The organism is Sorangium sp. So ce327 (genome assembly GCF_051530205.1).
Classification (GTDB): Bacteria; Myxococcota_A; Polyangia; order Polyangiales; family Polyangiaceae; genus Sorangium; species Sorangium cellulosum_B.
The window spans coordinates 9,020,940-9,039,075 of sequence record NZ_CP150330.1; the positions used below are offsets into that span (position 1 = coordinate 9,020,940).

At 68.2% G+C, this 18,136-nt stretch carries 15 protein-coding genes; 13 read left to right on the forward strand and 2 right to left on the reverse strand.

The features are described 5' to 3' along the window. Window positions 1-59 precede the first annotated feature (59 nt). The 13 genes from WME95_RS33685 (at window position 60) to WME95_RS33745 (ending at window position 15,648) form a co-directional block, all read left to right on the forward strand. Window positions 60-710 carry a hypothetical protein gene (locus WME95_RS33685; RefSeq protein ID WP_437903475.1) on the forward strand — a complete coding sequence of 217 codons (651 nt, stop codon included), beginning with the start codon at window positions 60-62 and terminating at the stop codon, window positions 708-710. 19 nt (window positions 711-729) lie between these two features. After that, complete coding sequence (locus WME95_RS33690; RefSeq protein ID WP_437903476.1) at window positions 730-2,004, forward strand: YcaO-like family protein; 1,275 nt, start codon at window positions 730-732, stop codon at window positions 2,002-2,004. Next, window positions 2,001-2,774 carry a TfuA-like protein gene (locus WME95_RS33695; RefSeq protein ID WP_437903477.1) on the forward strand — a complete coding sequence of 258 codons (774 nt, stop codon included), beginning with the start codon at window positions 2,001-2,003 and terminating at the stop codon, window positions 2,772-2,774. Before WME95_RS33690 ends, WME95_RS33695 begins: the two co-directional genes overlap by 4 nt. Then, a complete protein-coding gene (locus tag WME95_RS33700) occupies window positions 2,771-3,733 on the forward strand; it encodes a hypothetical protein (protein ID WP_437903478.1) in 963 nt (320 codons plus the stop codon). The genes WME95_RS33695 and WME95_RS33700 overlap by 4 nt, the downstream gene beginning before the upstream one ends. Window positions 3,734-3,802: 69 nt before the next feature. Next, entirely contained in the window at window positions 3,803-6,175 is a 2,373-nt protein-coding gene (locus tag WME95_RS33705) for an AAA family ATPase (protein WP_437903479.1), read from the forward strand. Then, a complete protein-coding gene (locus WME95_RS33710; RefSeq protein ID WP_437903480.1) occupies window positions 6,141-7,061 on the forward strand; it encodes an ATP-binding protein in 921 nt (306 codons plus the stop codon). Before WME95_RS33705 ends, WME95_RS33710 begins: the two co-directional genes overlap by 35 nt. A 76-nt stretch (window positions 7,062-7,137) precedes the next feature. Continuing rightward, entirely contained in the window at window positions 7,138-10,758 is a 3,621-nt protein-coding gene (locus WME95_RS33715; protein WP_437903481.1) for an AAA family ATPase, read from the forward strand. Between the two features lie 66 nt (window positions 10,759-10,824). After that, window positions 10,825-11,814, forward strand: a complete 990-nt coding sequence (locus tag WME95_RS33720) for a trypsin-like peptidase domain-containing protein (protein WP_437911051.1) — start codon at window positions 10,825-10,827, stop codon at window positions 11,812-11,814. A 98-nt stretch (window positions 11,815-11,912) separates the two neighbouring features. Continuing rightward, window positions 11,913-13,517, forward strand: coding sequence for an adenylosuccinate synthetase (locus WME95_RS33725; protein ID WP_437903482.1), 1,605 nt, complete (start codon window positions 11,913-11,915; stop codon window positions 13,515-13,517). Window positions 13,518-13,543: 26 nt separating this feature from the next. Then, entirely contained in the window at window positions 13,544-14,200 is a 657-nt protein-coding gene (locus WME95_RS33730) for a DUF7002 family protein (RefSeq protein ID WP_437911052.1), read from the forward strand. A gap of 157 nt (window positions 14,201-14,357) precedes the next feature. Then, a complete protein-coding gene (locus WME95_RS33735) occupies window positions 14,358-14,615 on the forward strand; it encodes a hypothetical protein (RefSeq protein ID WP_437911131.1) in 258 nt (85 codons plus the stop codon). After that, on the forward strand, window positions 14,516-14,926 hold the full coding sequence (locus tag WME95_RS33740) for a DDE-type integrase/transposase/recombinase (protein ID WP_437911053.1): 411 nt from the start codon (window positions 14,516-14,518) through the stop codon (window positions 14,924-14,926). The genes WME95_RS33735 and WME95_RS33740 overlap by 100 nt, the downstream gene beginning before the upstream one ends. 35 nt (window positions 14,927-14,961) lie before the next feature. Continuing rightward, window positions 14,962-15,648, forward strand: a complete 687-nt coding sequence (locus WME95_RS33745; RefSeq protein ID WP_437903483.1) for an EcsC family protein — start codon at window positions 14,962-14,964, stop codon at window positions 15,646-15,648. Window positions 15,649-15,839: 191 nt separating this feature from the next. Here the strand turns inward: WME95_RS33745 and WME95_RS33750 are convergent, their stop codons facing one another. Together WME95_RS33750 and WME95_RS33755 are read right to left on the reverse strand one after the other, a co-directional pair. Next, window positions 15,840-16,544 (reverse strand): DUF4230 domain-containing protein, encoded by a 705-nt coding sequence (locus WME95_RS33750; RefSeq protein WP_437543316.1) that lies wholly within the window; start codon window positions 16,542-16,544, stop codon window positions 15,840-15,842. A 208-nt stretch (window positions 16,545-16,752) separates the two neighbouring features. Beyond that, window positions 16,753-18,075, reverse strand: a complete 1,323-nt coding sequence (locus WME95_RS33755; RefSeq protein WP_437903484.1) for a hypothetical protein — start codon at window positions 18,073-18,075, stop codon at window positions 16,753-16,755. Window positions 18,076-18,136 lie beyond the last annotated feature (61 nt).

Here is an 18,136-nt window from a genome sequence, read left to right on the forward strand (position 1 = left end):
CCCGGTCCGCGCGCGCCACGTGTGGAGTTGCGACGACAAAACGAGAACGGAGCCGAACCATGTCCAACGAGATCCCGTGCAGCAACGATCGAAGAGGCATTGTCTTCACCATCGATCGCGAGTCGAACCCCGTTTACCAGCTGGAGTCCAGCGCGTGGGCGAGCGCAGAGAACCGCTGGGCCGAGCGCGACGTCCCGCCCGAGATCCGCGACAAGGTCGCCTCTCTCCATGAGACCGGCAAGCCCGGAGCATTCGTGCACTTTCTCCAGGGCGACGTCGGGGTCTATGTCATATGCGAAAAAAACATCAAGAACCTCCCCGAGACGGCCGGCGATGATCTCGTCGTCCAGGAGGCCTACGCGGCGCTGAGCAGCGGGCGAAGGCTCGCCGCCTATGATCTCGTCATCTGCGCCAAGAAAGGCACGATCCGCGCGGAGAGCGGCGAAACCTTCGAGACTCGCGAGGGCGACTATTACGTCGTCCACTGCCAATCGTGGGGACGCTTCGTCCTGAATCCCTCCCTGAGACCCGGGTTCGTCGAGACGACAAAGGAGGTCTTGCTCTTGCTCGAGGGACTGCACCGCACGAACTTCCTCTCCATGAGCCCCGACCCTACGGACGAGCGGCTTCCCCCGGACGTCGCGCAGCCGACAGCCGTCCCCGTCGGGATCAACTGCTACGTCCTCAACCTGTCGCGCTTCAAGCGCTGAGCGGAGAGCCAGGGCTTCCATGACCACCTCCGCAAACCGCGCCAGTGCCGAGCAGCGATCGGGTCCTCCGCCGGCAGCGCCCAAGCGTTATCTCGCGGGCACCCACCGCCTCGTATCTCCCGATGAGACGGTGGAGAGGGTCCGGCCCCTCCTGCCGGCGATGGGCATCACCCGGATCGCCGACGTGACCGGCCTCGACACGCTCGGAGTGCCGGTGGTCATGGTCGTCCGCCCCAACGCGCGATCGATCGCGGTCTCGCAAGGCAAGGGCTCGACCCTCGCCGCCGCGCGCGCCTCGGGCGTGATGGAGTCGATCGAACAATGGCACGCGGAGCACATCCAGCTCCCGCTCAAGCTCGGCACCGTCAGCGAGCTCCGCCACCGCCATCGCCTCCTTGACGTTCACAACCTGCCGCGCCTGTCCATCGTCGACTTCCATGACCATCTCCGCCTCTTCTGGGTGGCTGGCCTGGATCTCGTGACGGGCGCGCCCACGTGGGTCCCGTTCGAGGTCGTCCACACGGACTACGCGCTGCCGTTGCTCGCCGCGAGCGGAGCCTTCGTGATGAGCTCGAACGGGCTCGCGTCCGGCAACCACCCGATCGAGGCCGTGAGTCACGCGATCTGCGAGCTTATCGAAAGGGACGCCGCCACGCTCTGGAGGCTCTCGGGCCCCGAACACCAGCGCCGGACGCGGATCGACCTGTCCACGGTGGACGATCCGGGGTGCCGCACGCTCCTGGAGCAGGTGGAGCGCGCCGATGTCGTTCCGTTTCTCTGGGAGATCACATCCGATATCGGCGTCCCGGCCTTCTGCTGCACGCTCGTCGATCGCGCGCCCAACCTGCACCGGCCCATCGCGCCGATGCTCGGCTTCGGTTGCCACCCCTCCCGCGAGGTGGCGCTCTTGCGTGCGATCACCGAGGCAGCGCAGAGCCGGCTCACCGTCGTCACCGGCGTGCGCGACGACGTCCGGGCCCGCGGCAACGGGCCCGACGACGATCTCCGCGCGGCGAACCGCTTCCTGGAAGAGCACGCGGGTGAGCCGCCCCAGCGCAGCTTCGACGACGCGCCCGATTACGCGGGCGAAACCTTCGACGACGACGTCGCCTGGGAGATCGAGCGCTTGCGCACAGCGGGGCTCAACCAGATCGTCGCTGTCGACCTCACCCGTCCTGAGCTCGAGATCCCGGTGGTGCGCGTGGTTATTCCGGGCCTCGAGCCACTCGACGACGTCCCCGGTTACATCCCCGGCGCGCGCGCGCAGCGGCGCCTTTCGGAGCGCAGATCATGAATCTTTGCATCTTCACAGGTCCCACCCTCCCGGCAGCGGAGGGCGAGCAGCAGATCGACGCCATCTTCCTGCCGCCCGCGGCCCAGGGCGACATCTACCGCGCGGCGCTGGAGAGACCCGTCGCCATCGGCCTCATCGATGGTTACTTCGAGCGCGTCCCGTCCGTGTCCCACAAGGAGATCCTCTGGGCGATGGCTCAGGGGGTCCACGTCCTCGGCGCATCGAGCATGGGGGCGCTCCGCGCAGCCGAGCTCTCGCTCTTCGGCATGGAGGGCGTGGGCGCCATCTACGACGGGTACGCGTGCGGCGATCTCGACGCCGACGACGAGGTCGCCGTGGCCCACGCGCCCGCCGAGGACGGCTATCGCCCGCTGAGCGAGGCGCTGGTGAACATCCGCGCCACCCTGCGCGCCGCCGAGCGAGCCAGCGTGATCCCTGGCGAGACGCGCGAGCGGCTGGAGGCACTGGCCCAGCAGCTGTTCTATCCGGACCGCTGCTATCCGATCCTCCTGCGGCGCGCCGAGGAGGAGGGCGTGCCGCGCGAGCAGACCGCGGCGCTGCGTGAGTTCCTGCGGGATGGCCGGGTGGACCAGAAGCGCTCCGACGCACTGGCGCTCCTGGAGGTCCTGCGCGGTCGCTTCACGGGTGCCGTCGAGCCAAAGCAGGTGCGCTATCACTTCGAACCGACCGACGCATGGGAGCTGATCCGCGAGCGCGTGGACCGCCGCGCCGCGATGCCCACCGCGAGGGCGATGGAGGTAGGCCGATGAGCTCCAGCGAACAGATCGTCCTCTCCGGTCTGGGCACCTACGTCCTCGGCCGGCTCTTCTGCAATCTCGATGGCTTCACCCCGCGCCAGATCGCGGAGAGGCTGATGTTTCTTTTCAAAGGTAGGCCAGGCCAAAACGACGCGACTCGACTCATCGAGAACGAACTCATCGACCTCGTGCAATCCGGTTTCGCTAGGCGCGCGAGGAGATCTTCTTATCAAATCACTAGCGACGGCCAACGAGTCATTCGCGCGGCTCTCCACCCGGCGCACCAGAAAAAACTGAGCTGGAGGAAAATCAAGGAACTGGCGGCGGCCCGGGTAATCGACGAGGAGACCTCAACGGCGAAGGGCTGGAGGGAGATCGCCGTCGACGTGCCACCCGCAGAGGCCACGCGTATCGCGACGCTCCTCGCCAGCGCCTTCCACCTCAACCTGGGCCAGGCCCCATCGCTCTCGCGTGTGCTTGGGGCGGTCGCCTGGAGCGCCATCGGCGTCACGACGGCAGATCCCTTCACGGTGGAGGCGGTCATGCGGGTGCTGCTGAGCCGTCAAGCTGACGCGCCTCCTCAGGGGACACTGAAGCAGGCGATCGACCTGCTCGTGAGAAAGGCGTCGGCCCTCGGCACGGGAGCGCGCGGTCTGCTCGCTCCGCAGGCAGCCCCCCTGCCCGCGGACGAGTCGGCCTTCGCCACGCGCGTACTCGAGGCGGCGCGGGCGTCGAAAAGCGGGCGGTTCGGAGACAACAAGGTCTTCATCTCGCACGTGCTCCGGCGCCTCACCGAGGACGGCGTCGCGATCGGCGACACGGACGCGTTCAAGGCTCGGCTGGTCTCCGCGCATCGCGGTGGGCTCCTGGCACTCAACCGCGCCGACCTGGTCGAGGCCATGGATCCGGCCGACGTCGACGCCTCGGAGACACGGTATCTCAGCACGACGTTCCATTTCGTGCGCATCTGACGTGGAGAGCGCCGGCGAGGTGCACGCACCTCGCCGGCGTCGACGAGCAAGAGGGAGAAGGGGTGCACCATGACGAAGCAGGACGCCCTGCTCGACGTGTTCCTGTCGACAGCGAAGAAAGACGTGTTCCACTCCGTGGAGCATCGCGGGCAGATCTGGCGCGAGGATCCGTTCGACGTCGATTCCGTCCATGACGAGGCCCGGACGGCCTTCCAGCGGCTGCTCACCCAGGTGACGACCCCGCCGGGCCTCGACGCGGGCCGGATCCTGCTGCTCCTCGGCGAGTCCGGCAGCGGAAAGACGCACCTCGTGCGCTCTTTCCGAAACCACGTTCACCTCAACGGGCTCGGCTTCGTCGGGTATATGCAGATGACCACCTCGGTCACGAGCTACAGCCGTTACCTGGTGAGCAACCTCGTCGACTCGCTCGACCAGACCTACTATGAGGCGCTGGGGACCGGCTCGGGGCTGCTCCGGCTCTCCAACGCGGTCGCGGCGAGGTGTGGTGATCCGGACTCCATCCGCTCCTTGAACGAGCGCGAGGACCTGGACGAGGACGAGGTCGTCGATCTCGTGGAGCGCGCCGCCGACAGGCTCATCAGACACCCCCGCTACGCCGATCTCGACCTGGATCTCATCCGCGCCCTGCTCTATCTGCAGCGGCAAGATCCGGCGCTGAAGAAGCGGGTCGTGAAGTACCTGCGCTGTGACGTGCTCTCGGAGCGAGAGCAGAAGCTCCTCGGAGGTCTGTCGCCGAAGCGGGAGGACGAGGACGCCCAGCGCGTCGTCGAGGAGCTCGGCCGATTGATGTGGGCGTGCGACTCCCGCGCGCTGGTCCTCTGCGTCGATCAGTTCGAGGATGCGTACCGTGTCAACGATGCCGAGTCCCTGTTCCGGCGGGTGATGTCCTCGCTCTGCGCGGTCGCCGATCAGGTTCCCTCGTCCATCATCGTGATCGCCTGCCTCAAGGACTACTACGAGACGATGCGCGCTCGGCTCACCCGGTCGACGCTCGATCGCGTCGAGCGCGACCCTGCGCCGGTCCACCTGGTCGCGGAGAGGCGCAAAGAGGAGATCATACCGATCATCCAGAAGCGCCTCGCCTACCTGTACGAGACGGCAGGGCATGCGCCGGCGGACGGCGCAGCCAATTCCCTCTACCCCATCCCCCGAGGGTTCGTGGAGCAGCTCTCGGGGATGAGCGTCCGCGCGGCGCTCAATGAGTGCCAGATCTTCCGGGATGCGTGCATCGACGCCGGCCGGATCGTGGCGCAATGGGGCACGAGTGCTCCTCCCAGCGTACGGCCCCGGGCCCCCGCCGACCAAGACGTCCGTGCGGCCAAGGAGAAGATCGAACAGGAGTGGAACGACTTCCTGGCGCAGTTCGAGGACGATCCATCCGAGGACGAGACCGAGATCGCCGCGCTCTTCGCGTGGGCGGTGAGCCATTGCGCCGAGGAGATCGAGAGTGGCATTCACTTCGATGCCCGGCCACACGACGAGGCGATCGAGATCGACGTCCGGGTCCCGATCCCGGGCGGAGCGACTCGCGTCGTCGAGGAGATCCTCGTCGTGGTCTGCAACCGGGCACCCCAGGGCGGCGGGCTCCGAGCGCAGTTCGAGGATGCTCGCAAGCGCGCCGGGCGCCGGACCCTTGCGCTGCTCCGCTGCGGCGAGTTCCCGCGCAATCCAAACACGCAGGTGCACTCGACGCTCGCCGAGATCCTCAAGAACGGCGGCCGCAAGGCGGTCTTCGAGGAGAGCGATCAGCGCACGCTGGCCGCATTCCACAGGTTCCACGAGACCCACGTGCGACGCGAGCATTTCAGCGATTGGCTCAGGGAAGAGAACCACATCTCGCGTCTCTTGCCGCTCATCCACGTGCTGGATCTCGACCGCCTCGACCGCTTCGAGCAGGAGCTCCCACCGTCCGCCCCGGCGCCTCGGTCGCGCGGAGCGGCGCCGTCGCCCTTCGAGACGTCACCTGCGAGCCCGGGCGCATCGCCCCGGGCCGCCGAGCCCGACGGTGCGACGCCAGGCAGCGCGAACGGAGCGGCGCAGCGAGAGGCCCTCTCTCTCGCGCTCGGCACGACAGGGGAGCTCGTCTCCCACAAGCTCATGCTCGACGCCGAGCAGCTCACGGCGCACGCCGCCTTCCTCGGCAGCACGGGGAGCGTGCAAGACCACGCTGGCGCTGAACCTGATCGAGCAGCTCCTGCTCCACGGCGTTCCCGCCATCCTCATCGACCGCAAGGGGGATCTCTGCGGCTATGCGCGCCAGACGCTCTTCACCCGCGCACACCCGGAGGCGGCGCTCGACGCCCGGCAGCGGGCGCTCGCGGAGCGACTCGACGTCGCCCTCTTCACGCCGGGCCACCCCGGTGGCCGCCAGCTCGGACTCTCGCTGATGCCGAGCGGCATCGAGGGGCTCCCGGACCTTGAGCGCGATCAGGCTGCCGGCTATGCGGCCCACGCCCTCGGCGACATGCTGGGCTACAAGCAGACGCGCAAGGACAAGGGGCTCCGTACCATCCTCGTGCAGGCATTCCAGCTCTTCGCGGCGCACGGCGCCTCGCGAAAGCTCGACGTCGCGTCGTTGATCGAGCTCATCGCGAACGAGGATCCGGCCCTCGTCGCCACCCTCGGGCGGCTCGATACACGGCTGTTCAAGGACCTCGTGCACGACCTCGAGGTGCTCAAGCTGAACACCTCGGATCTGCTCTCGATGGACGGCGAGGCGCTCGACGTCGAGCTGCTCCTCGGTCTCGGGCGCCACTCGCAGCCTGGAAAGACGCGGCTCAGCATCGTCAGCACGAAATTCCTGGGCGACAGCGCGCGGGTCCTCTTCTGGGTCGCGCAGCTCCTGCTCGCGCTGAGCCGCTGGGTGAGCCGCGCGCCGTCGCCCCACCTGCGCGCGGTGGTGTTGCTCGACGAGGCCGACATGTACCTGCCGGCGCAGTCGCAGCCAGCGACCAAGGCGCCCATGGAGAACCTCCTGCGCCGCGCGCGCTCCGGCGGCCTCGGCGTCCTGCTCGCGACCCAGAGCCCGGGAGACCTCGATTACAGGTGTCGTGACAACCTCCGGAGCTGGTTCGTTGGTCGGGTGACACAGCAGACGGCGCTCGACAAGATGAAGCCGCTCCTGAGCGACGCGCGGGTGGACGTCAGCGCCCGCATCCCCGGCCAGGAAGCAGGCGAGTTTCATCTGCTCCAGGATGGACGGGTGACGGCCTTCAAGAGAGATGTCCCGCTGCTCCGCGCCGAGCAGGTGCCAGAGAACGAGATCCTGAAGCTCGCGAGGCGTCGCCCGCGCGACGCTGCCCGCTGAGCCGGCACGGGCGACCACGAGGCGCACATTTCTATCGTTGGATCAATCAACGTCCATCGGCACGAGGAGTGACAAAGTGAGCGGCGCGATCAACGATTTCGAAGAAGAACGATCCAGGCATGGCGAGCTGCTCGGGCGCGACAAGGTGGTCGAGAGGCTCCTCTGGCTGATTGAGGACAGCGCGCCCCGTGGCGGGTGGGTGCTCTTCCTGGGGAGCGCCGGCGCCGGCAAGAGCGCCATCATCAATCGCCTCCTGGACGTATTTCCCCCCCACACACCGCACCATTTCATCCGGCGTGACCACGACGACTGGGATCGCCCCGAAGCGGTGGTGCACAACCTCTGCGCGCAGATCGAGCGGCTCCTCCCGGAGCTGGCGGATGCCGAGCAACCCGTGGAGACCCGGTTCGGGGAGCTCTTGCGGCGCGTCTCGAAGCGCCATCTCGTGCCTCGCGCAGACAAGCTCGTCATTGTCATCGACGGGCTCGACGAGGCGGCGAAGGACCGAAACGGCAAGAGCCTCTTGCCGCGCTTCTTGCCGCGCGTGCCGCCGAAGGGCGTCGTCCTCCTCGGCGCCTCGCGGCCGATGTACCGAAGACACGACTGGCCCGGCGTCGTCGAACAGGCGCGCACGCTCGACCTCGACGACGAGGAGTGGGCGCCCTCCAACGAGTCCGCGTGCCGAGCCATCTGCGAGCAGCGCTCACGCTCGCTCCCCGCGCCGTTCGACGCCTCGCTCATCGACGTGATCGTGCGCAGCGCGCGAGGAAACATGCTGTATGCGAGCGGGATCTGCGACTGGCTCGCCGGCCAGCCGCCGGCGCAACGAACATCGGCGCGCATCTCGCAGGGGCTCACCCCCTTTCTCCACCAGATCTTCGACGAGCTCCGCGACCTGGACGAAGCGCGACGCAGGCTGATCCTCAAGGGCCTCGGCCTCGCCTGCGCCGCGCGCGAGGCGCTCCCGCCGCACGTCTTCGGCGAGCTGCTCGGCAGCGATCCGACGACCGCCGCTGCTGACGAGTTCCTGCGCGCCACGTTCCACCTGCTGCGCAAGGAGCCTGCGCACTGGCACGATGACAGCCAGTTCGGCTATCGGCTGCGTCACGAGCACGTGCGCGAGGTCTTCGTCAACGAGCTCGGAGAGCGGGCGATCCGTAATCATCACCTGCACCTGCTCGGAGGGATCGCGGCGTGGCCGCCCGACGAGGGAGACCCGGCTGGACGGCGCTATGCCCTCCGGCATGCGGTGATGCACCGAATTGAGGCGGGCGACGTGGACGGCGCGCAGCGCCTGTGCGTCGACGTCGGCTATCTGGACGCGAAGTGCCGCGAGCTCGACGTCACCTCCATCGAGCGGGATCTGGAGGCGGTCATCGGCGCCTCGGAAGGCAGCGCGACCTTCGATCTCACCGCCGTGCTCGCGGCCGTGCGCGCGGAGGCGACCCGGCTGTCCGCCTACCGCGATCAGGGGCTGCTCCCCTCGCTGCTCTACAACCGCCTGCGTTGCGCCGGATGGCCCTCCGAGGAGATCGCGCGCATGCTCCACTTCGAGGGGAACCTGCCCCCGCTGCGCCTTCTACACGGCGTGCGCCTCGGACCGACGCCGCTGCGCACATTCTGCGAGCCGACGAAGGCGATCGTCGCGTGCGTCGTGAGCCCCGACGGGCGCTGCGCCCTGTCGGCCTCGGCCGATCGCGTGCTGCGTTACTGGGCGCTCGTCTCCGGCGAGGTGCTCGCGACGATGCAAGGACATAACGACGAGCTCACGGGCTGCGCGCTCACGCCGGACGGCAAGCTCGCGCTGTCGACGTCCGTCGACATGACGGCGCGGCTCTGGGACCTCGCGACAGGCGGCTGCATCGGAGTGCTCGACAACCGTGGTCGCTGGGCCACCGCCTGCGCGATAAGCCACGACGGCCGGATTCTCGTGGTCGGCTCGGACAACGGGACCCTCACGCTCTGGGATAGAAGCTCGCTCCAGATCGTCGGCACGCTGGAGGCTCACCGCGACTACGTGACGGTGTGCATCACGACCCCCGCGGGTCAGCTCATCTCCGGCTCGCGGGACGCCTCGGTCCGCGTCTGGGACCTCGCGTCCCGAGAGTGCCTGTACGAGCTCTCGCCGAGGGGTGAGGCGCGCTCGCCCTCGCCGGTAGCCTCGGAGGAGGGTTGGATTACGGCGCTCGCCCTCATGCCGGGCGGCGAGCAGGTGCTCGCCGCGAGCGGAGACGGCACGCTCTCGCGCTGGGAGCTCGCCCTTGGCCAATGCCTCCAGCGCGTCGGTGCGGGACAGGGCCGCGTGGACGCGCTCGCGATCCTCCCGTGGGGTGGCCACCTGCTCTGCGGGATGGCAGACGGCGCGATCGCCGTCTGGAATCTCGCCGCCGAGCGCCGCATCCTGCGCCTCGCGGCGCACGCGAACGCGGTGTCCGCGTGCGCCGCGACGTCGGACGGCCGCCGGATGCTCTCCGCGTCGCACGACCGCTCGGCCAGGCTGTGGGAGCTCGGAGGTCCGGAGAGCCTCATGGCCCAGGACGGGCACGCTGCGCCGGTCACCGCGGCCGCGGTGACCCTCGATGGCCGGTTCGCGGTCTCAGCATCGGAGGACCGGCTGCTCAAGTTCTGGGACACGGCGACCGGCGAGTGCCGCGCCACGCTGACGGGGCACGCCGACTTGGTGACTGCCTGCGCGATCTCTCCCGATGGGCGCCGCGTACTCGCCGGGGCGCGGGACGGCGGCGTGCTGCTATTCCACCTGGATCTCGAGCTCACCGCGGTGCGCGTAGAGACCGCCAAAGCGCATCAGAAGCTGGTGAGTGGCTGCGCGTTCCTGCCCGACGGACGGATGATCACAGCCTCCCGAGACGGCACGCTCTGGATGCGCTCCGAGGCGACGCTCGACGAGCCCTCGCAGCTCGGCGTGCACGAGGGGCAAATCAACGGCATCGCGCTGACCCCCGACGGAAAGCGACTGTTGTCGTTCTCTCGAGACGGCGCGGTGAAGCTCTGGCACCTCACCGACACCTCACGTGCCCCCTCGTCGATCCGCCTCACGGGCGGACTCCTCGCCGCAGCGATAACGCCGGACGGCGGGCGCGTGGTGCTCGCCCGCATCGATGGCCAGATCGAGGTGCGCGAGTTGCCGAGCTTTCGCTATGTCCGCCAGATTCCCAGTCACACCCGGCGCGTGTTCGGCTGTGCCGTCTCGCCCGACGGCGCGCGCGTGTTCACTGCATCCGAGGACGAGACGGTGCGGGCCTTCAGCCTGGAGACGGGGAGGCCTCTGGGAACCCTGGTCGGGACCTCGTGGTTCCGATGCGTCGCAGCGTGCTCCGGGTTGCTCTGCGCCGGGGACGAGGAAGGCAACCTCTGGATGATCATCGAAGGCTTGGCCGCTGCCGACCCCCGCGCGAAGAGGAGCACTAGGCGGAGACCCACGCTGTCCGACAGCGACACAGTCCGCCTACGAAACACTCTTGCTGTGCTCTACGACACTGAGCAGGTCGCACGGCGCATCGCCAGGGAAGCGGGGATCGGCCTGCTGTTGGTCAACATCTCCGGGAGCATCATCGACATCTGGGACGCCATCCTCGAGGAGGCCAGAAAACAGCATTGCCTCGCCGATATTGTGCATTGCGCGCTGAGAGAATACCGCGACGACGACAATCTCTTAGAGCTTGCACAGAAGCTCTGAGAGACGCACGGCGCGGCTTGCGCGCGGCGACGACGCCGGCGTGCTCAACCGGAGAACGAGGAGATGATGAACCAGGCTCTTTCCCGCGAAGGGATACGCACCTTACGAGAGGCTCTTTCCTGGAAGTACCCGTCCGACGCCGAGGTGCGCCGATTCCTCTTTGACATCAAGCTCGACGCAACCCGCATCGCTTTCCACAACCGAGCGGACCTCACCTGGCACAGCGTCCTCGACGAGGCGCAGAAGCGGGGCGCGCGGTGGGTCTACGCGGTGCTCGACCGCGCCATCGAGGAGTACCCCGAGGACGAGATCCTTAGGCGCTTGCGCGAGGGTGCCGCGGTACGCTACGCCGAAGGGCCGAGCATTACCTCGCTCCCGTGGCGGGGCAGCGGCGGTCCGCCGCTCGAGAAGATCCTCGCTACTCAGAGCTCGCTCGTCCCCGTGAGCTACCTCGAGATCGGCATTCGCCGCGCTCAGGCGGTCGCGCGAATTCAGGTCTCCGACGGCTCGCTCGGAACGGGCTTTCTCATCGCCGGTGACGTCCTGGTCACCAATCACCACGTCCTCGGTGACCGAGACGCCGCTGCCGCCGCGACCGCCCAGTTCAACTACCAGAAAACGGTCGAGGGCCGCGACGCGGAACCGGAGGAGTTGCGCTTCGACCCCGACGCCTTCTTCGTTACCTCCAGCGACGACGACTGCACGATCGTCAAGGTCGCGGGCGGGCCCTCCGCGCGCTGGGGGACGATCGCCCTCCAGCCATCCCGGGTCGAACTCGGCGAACGGGTCAACATCATCCAGCACCCCGGCGGCGATCAGAAGCAGCTCTCGTTCTTCCACAACCTAGTTGTTTACGTGGGCGAGGGCCGCGTGCAGTACCTGACCGACACGCTGCCCGGCTCATCCGGCTCGCCCGTGTTCAACAAGCACTGGGAGCTCGTCGCGCTGCATCACAGCGGCGGATGGCTCCTCGAGCCAGGAACCAAGGACCGCTTCTTCCGCAACGAAGGGATCCATGTCGATCGGGTGGTGGAAGTGCTCCGCAAGTGCCGTTGAGACACGGAGCTCATCACCTGCCGGTAGAGGCCAGAGGGCGCCCTCAAGGGGTGATATTCAATGAATCTCGCAAGCGTTTCGTCTTTCGGAGGTGCACGATGGTGAATCGAGTCATCCTTCTCTCGGGGCCTATAGCGTCCGGCAAGACGACGCTCGGCGATGCGCTGGTGAACCGATACCCGTTCAAGCGGCTTAAGACCCGCGATCTCATCCACGCGATGGCTGGGACTGCGGCGGAGCGGGATGCGCTCCAGGAGGCCGGAGAGCGGCTGGATCGCGAGACTGGAGGGCTGTGGGTCGCCGAGGCGCTGACCAGGTCGGTTTCGAAGCTTGGGGAGAACGTGACGGTGGTCGTGGACGCGGTGCGCATCGAGGCTCAGGTCGACGCCATCCGGAGGGCGTTCGGCCTCCGTACAACGCACGTGCACCTCACGGCCTCCGGCGGCATTCTCGCGCAGCGGTACCGGGATCGAAACCGTGCGGTGAAAGAGTTCACGTCCTACGACGAGGTGCGCTCCAACGCCACAGAGAGCGGGATCGAGAAGCTCAAAGACATCGCCGATGTCGTGATCGACACCGCGCGCAGCTCTCCTGAGGACGTCTTCGTCCGCGTCGCGAGCCACCTCGGGCTTTACGGCCGGGGCGTCGAGCAGGTCGTCGACGTGATCGTGGGCGGTCAGTACGGCAGCGAGGGCAAGGGGCACATCGCGTCGTATCTCGCACCCGAGTACGATCTTCTAGTCCGGGTCGGCGGCCCGAACGCAGGGCACACCGTATACGAGGAGCCGGAGCCGTATACCTTCCACCTCCTCCCCTCGGGCACCCGGCGCTCCGAAGCGAAGCTTGTGCTCGGTCCCGGCGCCACGCTCGACGTGGATACGCTGTGCAGGGAGGTCGCGGACTGCCGGGTGCCACAGGGCCGGCTCTTCATCGATCCGCAGGCCATGGTCATCGAGGCAGCAGACATCACGTTCGAGGCAGAGAAGCTCGCGGGCTCGATCGGCTCGACCGGACGAGGCGTGGGGGCGGCAACATCGCGCAAGATCCTGCGGACGGCGGCGGCCCCGCCGGTCCGTCGCGCTCTCGACGTGCCGGAGCTTGCGCCTTATATCCGGCCGACGCGGGAGGTCCTGGACGACGCGTTCTCTTCGGCCAGTCGGATACTGCTTGAAGGGACCCAGGGCACGGGCCTGAGCCTGCACCACGGCCAGTACCCATTCGTCACTTCACGTGATACGACGGTGAGCGGCTGCCTCGCCGAGGCTGGCATCGCTCCGAGCCGGGTACGCAAGACGATCATGGTCTGCCGAACCTATCCCATCCGGGTACAGAACCCGAGCGGCGGGACGTCCGGAACGCTGGCGGGCGAGCTTGACTGGGACGAGATCGCGAGGCGCTCAGGCATCGACGCCGATGAACTGCGAAAGGCAGAGAAGACCTCGACGACGAAGCGCAACCGGCGCGTGGGCGAGTTCGACTGGGCCCTTCTGCGGAGCGCGGCGAGCCTCAATGGACCGACCGACGTCGCGCTGACCTTCGTCGATTACATCCACATCGCGAACAAGGACGCCCGCCGCTTCGAGCAACTCACACCGGAAACCATCCGCTTCATCGACGAGGTTGAGCGCGTGACATCAGCGCCCGTATCGCCCATCACAACCAGGTTCCACTTGCGCAGCATCGTCGACCGGAGGCGGTGGTGATGGGAGTGACTCGCGAAACCCTTGCGATGCGCTACCCTCGCCTTTATCACATGGCTGAGGCCGGAAGCTGGCCTGGAATCATGCGACACGGGCTGCTGAGCACAAGCGCTCTCCTAGATCTCTTTGAGGTCCACGGACCGAAGCGAGACGCCATCGAGTCCGCGCACCGACCTGGATCGCTTACGATCACGCACGCGGTCCACGGGACGGCGGTCATACGGGACCAGAAGCCCATGAGCGACAAGGCGCTCCGTCGCGCCCTCGGGGGCAGTCTGTCACCGTCCGAGTGGTACCGGATCCTGAATTCAATGGTCTTTTTCTGGCTGACCGAGAAGAGGCTCAAGCGCCTGCTCGAAGCCGTGGAGTATCGTGATAGACGACAAACAGTGCTCACGATCGATACCGCGCGGCTCCTCGAACGTCACGGGGACCGCGTGCGGCTCTCGCCTATGAACAGCGGAAACACCAGGCCATATCCTCACCCACGCGGACACGACACCTTCCTTCCGCTCTCGCAGTATCCATTCGAGTCTAGGAAGGCTCGCGGTCTCGAAGCCGTGGTCGAGCTCACCGTAGGACGCTCGGTTCCGGACATCCGTGACCTAATCTTGCGCGTTGAGGAGACTGGCGGTGGACGTCCCGCGTCCGTGCTGTGGATGGCTGCAGCGAAGAGTAGCCGATGACGAGTGGTCCTCCCCCCGCTTCCGTGGACACCCCCGGAGGCACCAGGAGGCAGGGATGGGATGGGGAACTGCAGCGACTGCGCCGCGATGTGAAGCGGCTGGAGAAGGAGCGTGACATCTGAGAAAGAACGGCGGCCGTCTTCGCGAAGGAGAGCGAGTGAGGTTCGCATTCATCGACTCTGAGAAGGTGCGCTACCCGGTGCTGGTGCTGTGCGCGGTGCTGCAGGTCGCGCGCAACGGCTACTACACATGGGCCAAACGCTCGGAATCCGCGCGGGCCAAGGCCGATGCGCAACTTGCGCGAAGATCGGGACCGTGCACCAAAAGAGTCGGGGCAGATACGGCAGCCCGCGCGTCCAAGCCGAGCTGCGTGCTCGCGGCATGCGTGTCGGCAAAAAGCGGGTCGTATGGCTGATGCGTGCTCAAAGGCTCGCGGCACGCAGGAAGCGGCGCTCCCGCCGCACCACCGACTCGCGGCACAACGGCCCGATCGCGCCGAACGTGATCGAGCGGCAGCTCGATGCCCAAGCCCCCGACCGAGTCTGGGTGACCGACGTGACGTACATCCGCGCCGGCGAGGGCTGGCTGTACCTGGCCGTGATCGTGGACCTGTTCTCGCGACGCGTGGTCGAGTGGGCCGCGAGCGCGACCCACGATCGCGCTCTGGCGCTCGCCGCGCAGACGCCCGCCTTCGTCGCGGGAGATGGTGTTTCGCGCTGCGGCTAAAATTCCAGCCGCTCGGCGAACAGAGAGAGGATCTCATGACAGCAGAATATGACGAAGCCGGAGGCCGCCTCCTGAAAGCGGTCGAGGCCATCTCGATCAGCCACAGCGATGCCCGATCGATGGTTGACAAGTACCTCGATCAGAGTCGAAAGGACAACCCGGACGCGTCGAAGCAGGCCCATCAGGAGGCCGTCGCGAGGATGGTCGTCAAACGTTACTGTCGCCTCGCGGCGACGAGCGGAGGAGCCACCGCGCTAACTGGCGTGATCCCCGGGCTTGGCACGGCCGTGACGATGCTCGGCGGAGGGCTCGCCGACGCGGCTATCTGCATGAAGCTGCAGGTCGACATGTGCATGTGTCTGGCGGCTGCGTTCGGCTGGGATCTCGACAGAGAGGACGCTCGTCACCTCTGCTTCTTGATCGCCGCAGGAGGCGCCCTCGAGAAGGCAGGCATCGAAGCCACAGCGCGCATCGCCTCGAAGGCCGGGGTGAACATGCTGCGCCAGTATTTGAAGGGCGCCACGCTCCAGGCGATCAAAGAGCTGTTCAAGAAGCTCGGCATCATTTTCACCCGCAAGGCGCTCGAGAAGGCGCTCCCATTCGGCATCGGAGTTGTCATTGGCTCCGGAGCGAATTACGCACTGACGAAGTACGTCGGTGGCGAGGCGATCACATGGTTCGTATTGGATCGCGACTCGCGGGAGGGGTCCGCGTCGTTCTGATCGCCCGGTGCTCTCGTCACACCGCAAAGCGCCTTTGGTGAGAGACCGCCAGTAGCTGGAGACCTCATCGATACGCGTCGGAGAGGCCGCTGCGCCCCGCTGTTGGCCAGCCAATGATAGGATGAGGGGCGTGCTCGACGTGGAGATGCTGGAGCTCAGAAGCCCCGATCCCCCTGAACGCCCGCGCCGCGTCAGCCCCCGCCGCCGCCGACCTCGCGCCAGCGGATCTCCACCCGCTTCGCGCCGAGCTGCGTCGCGAGCGCCGTGATCTGCCGCTCGGCCTGCGCCTTCGCGCGCGCCATCACGTTCCCCTCGAGCGCGGCCTTCTCGATCGCCGCCGTCGCCTCCTTCCGGGCCCGCGCCTCGAGCTGCTCGTTGCGCCGCGCGAGCAGGCTGGTCGACCGCGTGTAGACGTACGTCTCGTCCTCGTCGAGCCGGGTCGAGAAGACCTCGGGCGCGGGCAGCGTGAGCCGCGCGACCCCGGTCTCCGGATCCATCGCGATGTCGCCCTCGCCGATCCGCGCGAGATCGACGCCGATCGTGACGTGGCCGACCGCGACGAGCAGGAGGGCGTCGGTGGCCTGCACCAGACCGAACAGGCGGTTCTGCCGGTCGGCCAGATCCACGACCTTCTCGACGTGCACCTCTGTGGTCTCGAGCCGCGACAGGTCGCGGATCGCGATGACGAGCGCAGGAGACGGCCGCGCGACCACGACGCTCGAGGGCGCAGGCGCGGGACCGCCGAGGCGCGGCGCCACCACGAGCGCGCCGAACCCGACCGACGCGAAGAGCGCCACGACGAGCAGCGCGATCCGCGCGGCGCGGCCTGCCTGCGCGCGGGGGCGCGGCGCGTGAACTGCGGCCGAAGCGTAGGGGTCCTGGAGCGGGCCTTCCATCGGAGGGGTCTACCTTGGAGGACCACGGGCGCACAGCAGGCGCCCGCGGAGGCTCGGCTGGACACCGACCCGAGGAGCCGCGCGTCCTCCACAGAGAGTACCCAGAACTGGAAGGCCCGAGGGCGAGAAGAATCGACCAGCCCAGCCCAGCCGAACCCAGCCCGCCCACCCGCCCGGCGCGCCGGCGGCTATAACGCCGCGACCCGCCTCACGCCGCGCGCGCCGCAGACCGCTGCGGCGGCGCCGCCGCCGCCTGCTCCGCCCCCGAGGACGAGAGCGCCTGCTCGAGCATCCAGTCGTCGACGTCGCCCTCGGCCGCATGCTCCAGGGCGAGCCGCACGTCTCGGTTCGCGCAGCCCTCGGCCGCGATCCGCAGCCGCTCCTCGGTCTGGCCGTCGCGCGAGCCCCCGAGCGCCAGCGCGGCCCCGATGCGGAGCTCGGCCGGCGCCCCGCCGTCCTCGAGCACCGTGAACGCCTGCTCCCGCGTGAGCTTCGCCGTCCGGTAGTCGGCGCCGGCCTCGCCCACGAGGCGGCGCAGCGCCGCCCGCCAGGCGGGCGCAGGCAGGCCGCGGCGCCCGAGGAGCGCCACAGCGCGCCCCGCCTCGTGGGCGCCTCGCCCGCTCCGCTCCCGCAGCAGCGCGAGCAGGTGCTCGCGGCGCCGCTCGGCGAGCACCATGCTGAGCCCCGTCTCGCTGGGATCACGCAGCAGCTGCGGCGGCACGAGGGTGAGCGAGAGCTCCTCGCCCCCGGCGAGCGCGAGCTCGACCCCGAGCGCCGTCTCCTCGACCCGCTCGATGCTGGCGAAGGAGATGAAGCGCTCGCCGGCGTCGTCCCGGAGCGAGAGCCCGTCGCTGCCCACCACCAGCACGCGGCGCGCAGAGCCCTCCCTGAGCAGCGCCGCCAGCACCCACGCCGAGGCGCCCGTGACGACGCCGAGCGAGAGCGCCACGTCGAAATCGAGCACCGACCAGCAGAGCAGCGACATGAGCGCCGCGACCCCGACGAACAGGCGGCGCCGCGGCAGCGACGGCGCGTCGTCGTAGAGCCGCGCGCTCCACGTGCCCTGCGCTCGCCCGGCGGCGATCACCCCGAGCAGCCGCTCCGCGTCGACCGGATCGTCGACGCGCACCCGGATGACATCGCCGTCGTCGGTCTTCAAGGCGACCTCGCCGCCGGAGCTCGAGAGCCGCGCGCGCGTGAGCGAGAGGAGCGGGAACGCGCGCCGATCGCCAGGGCGCTCGATCCACAGCGCGTTGCTCACCCGGACGACCGCCGCGCCGGACGAGCCCACCGCCGCCCAGAGCCAGGCGATCGGCGTGTAGAGCAAGCACGCCAGGCAGAGCAGCGCGAGCAACGACCCGAGCAGCGCGAAAGGCACCATGACGGCCGCCACGATCGGGCCCGCGATCGGCTCCACGAGCGACGCGATGGAGAAGACGACGAGGAGCCACGCCAGCGCCGACGAGAGCAGCCGGCCGATGGATCGAGCGTCGGCGTAGGGCTGGATGAGGACCCCACACCGCTTGAACACGCCGTCACTTCCAGCGGTCCCTGCCACCCCACCACGGTGAAGGCACCCGCCTGCGAGTTCA

What these genes read in the sequence shown, in the direction of transcription:
- WME95_RS33720 (WP_437911051.1), top strand. Translation starts at nt 10,825, where the DNA reads ATGAACCAGGCTCTTTCCCGCGAAGGGATACGCACCTTACGAGAGGCT.
- WME95_RS33725 (WP_437903482.1), top strand. Translation starts at nt 11,913, where the DNA reads ATGGTGAATCGAGTCATCCTTCTCTCGGGGCCTATAGCGTCCGGCAAG.
- WME95_RS33730 (WP_437911052.1), top strand. Translation starts at nt 13,544, where the DNA reads ATGCGCTACCCTCGCCTTTATCACATGGCTGAGGCCGGAAGCTGGCCT.
- WME95_RS33695 (WP_437903477.1), top strand. Translation starts at nt 2,001, where the DNA reads ATGAATCTTTGCATCTTCACAGGTCCCACCCTCCCGGCAGCGGAGGGC.
- WME95_RS33745 (WP_437903483.1), top strand. Translation starts at nt 14,962, where the DNA reads ATGACAGCAGAATATGACGAAGCCGGAGGCCGCCTCCTGAAAGCGGTC.
- WME95_RS33750 (WP_437543316.1), bottom strand. Translation starts at nt 16,544, where the DNA reads ATGGAAGGCCCGCTCCAGGACCCCTACGCTTCGGCCGCAGTTCACGCG.
- WME95_RS33685 (WP_437903475.1), top strand. Translation starts at nt 60, where the DNA reads ATGTCCAACGAGATCCCGTGCAGCAACGATCGAAGAGGCATTGTCTTC.
- WME95_RS33690 (WP_437903476.1), top strand. Translation starts at nt 730, where the DNA reads ATGACCACCTCCGCAAACCGCGCCAGTGCCGAGCAGCGATCGGGTCCT.
- WME95_RS33700 (WP_437903478.1), top strand. Translation starts at nt 2,771, where the DNA reads ATGAGCTCCAGCGAACAGATCGTCCTCTCCGGTCTGGGCACCTACGTC.
- WME95_RS33710 (WP_437903480.1), top strand. Translation starts at nt 6,141, where the DNA reads ATGCCGAGCGGCATCGAGGGGCTCCCGGACCTTGAGCGCGATCAGGCT.
- WME95_RS33705 (WP_437903479.1), top strand. Translation starts at nt 3,803, where the DNA reads ATGACGAAGCAGGACGCCCTGCTCGACGTGTTCCTGTCGACAGCGAAG.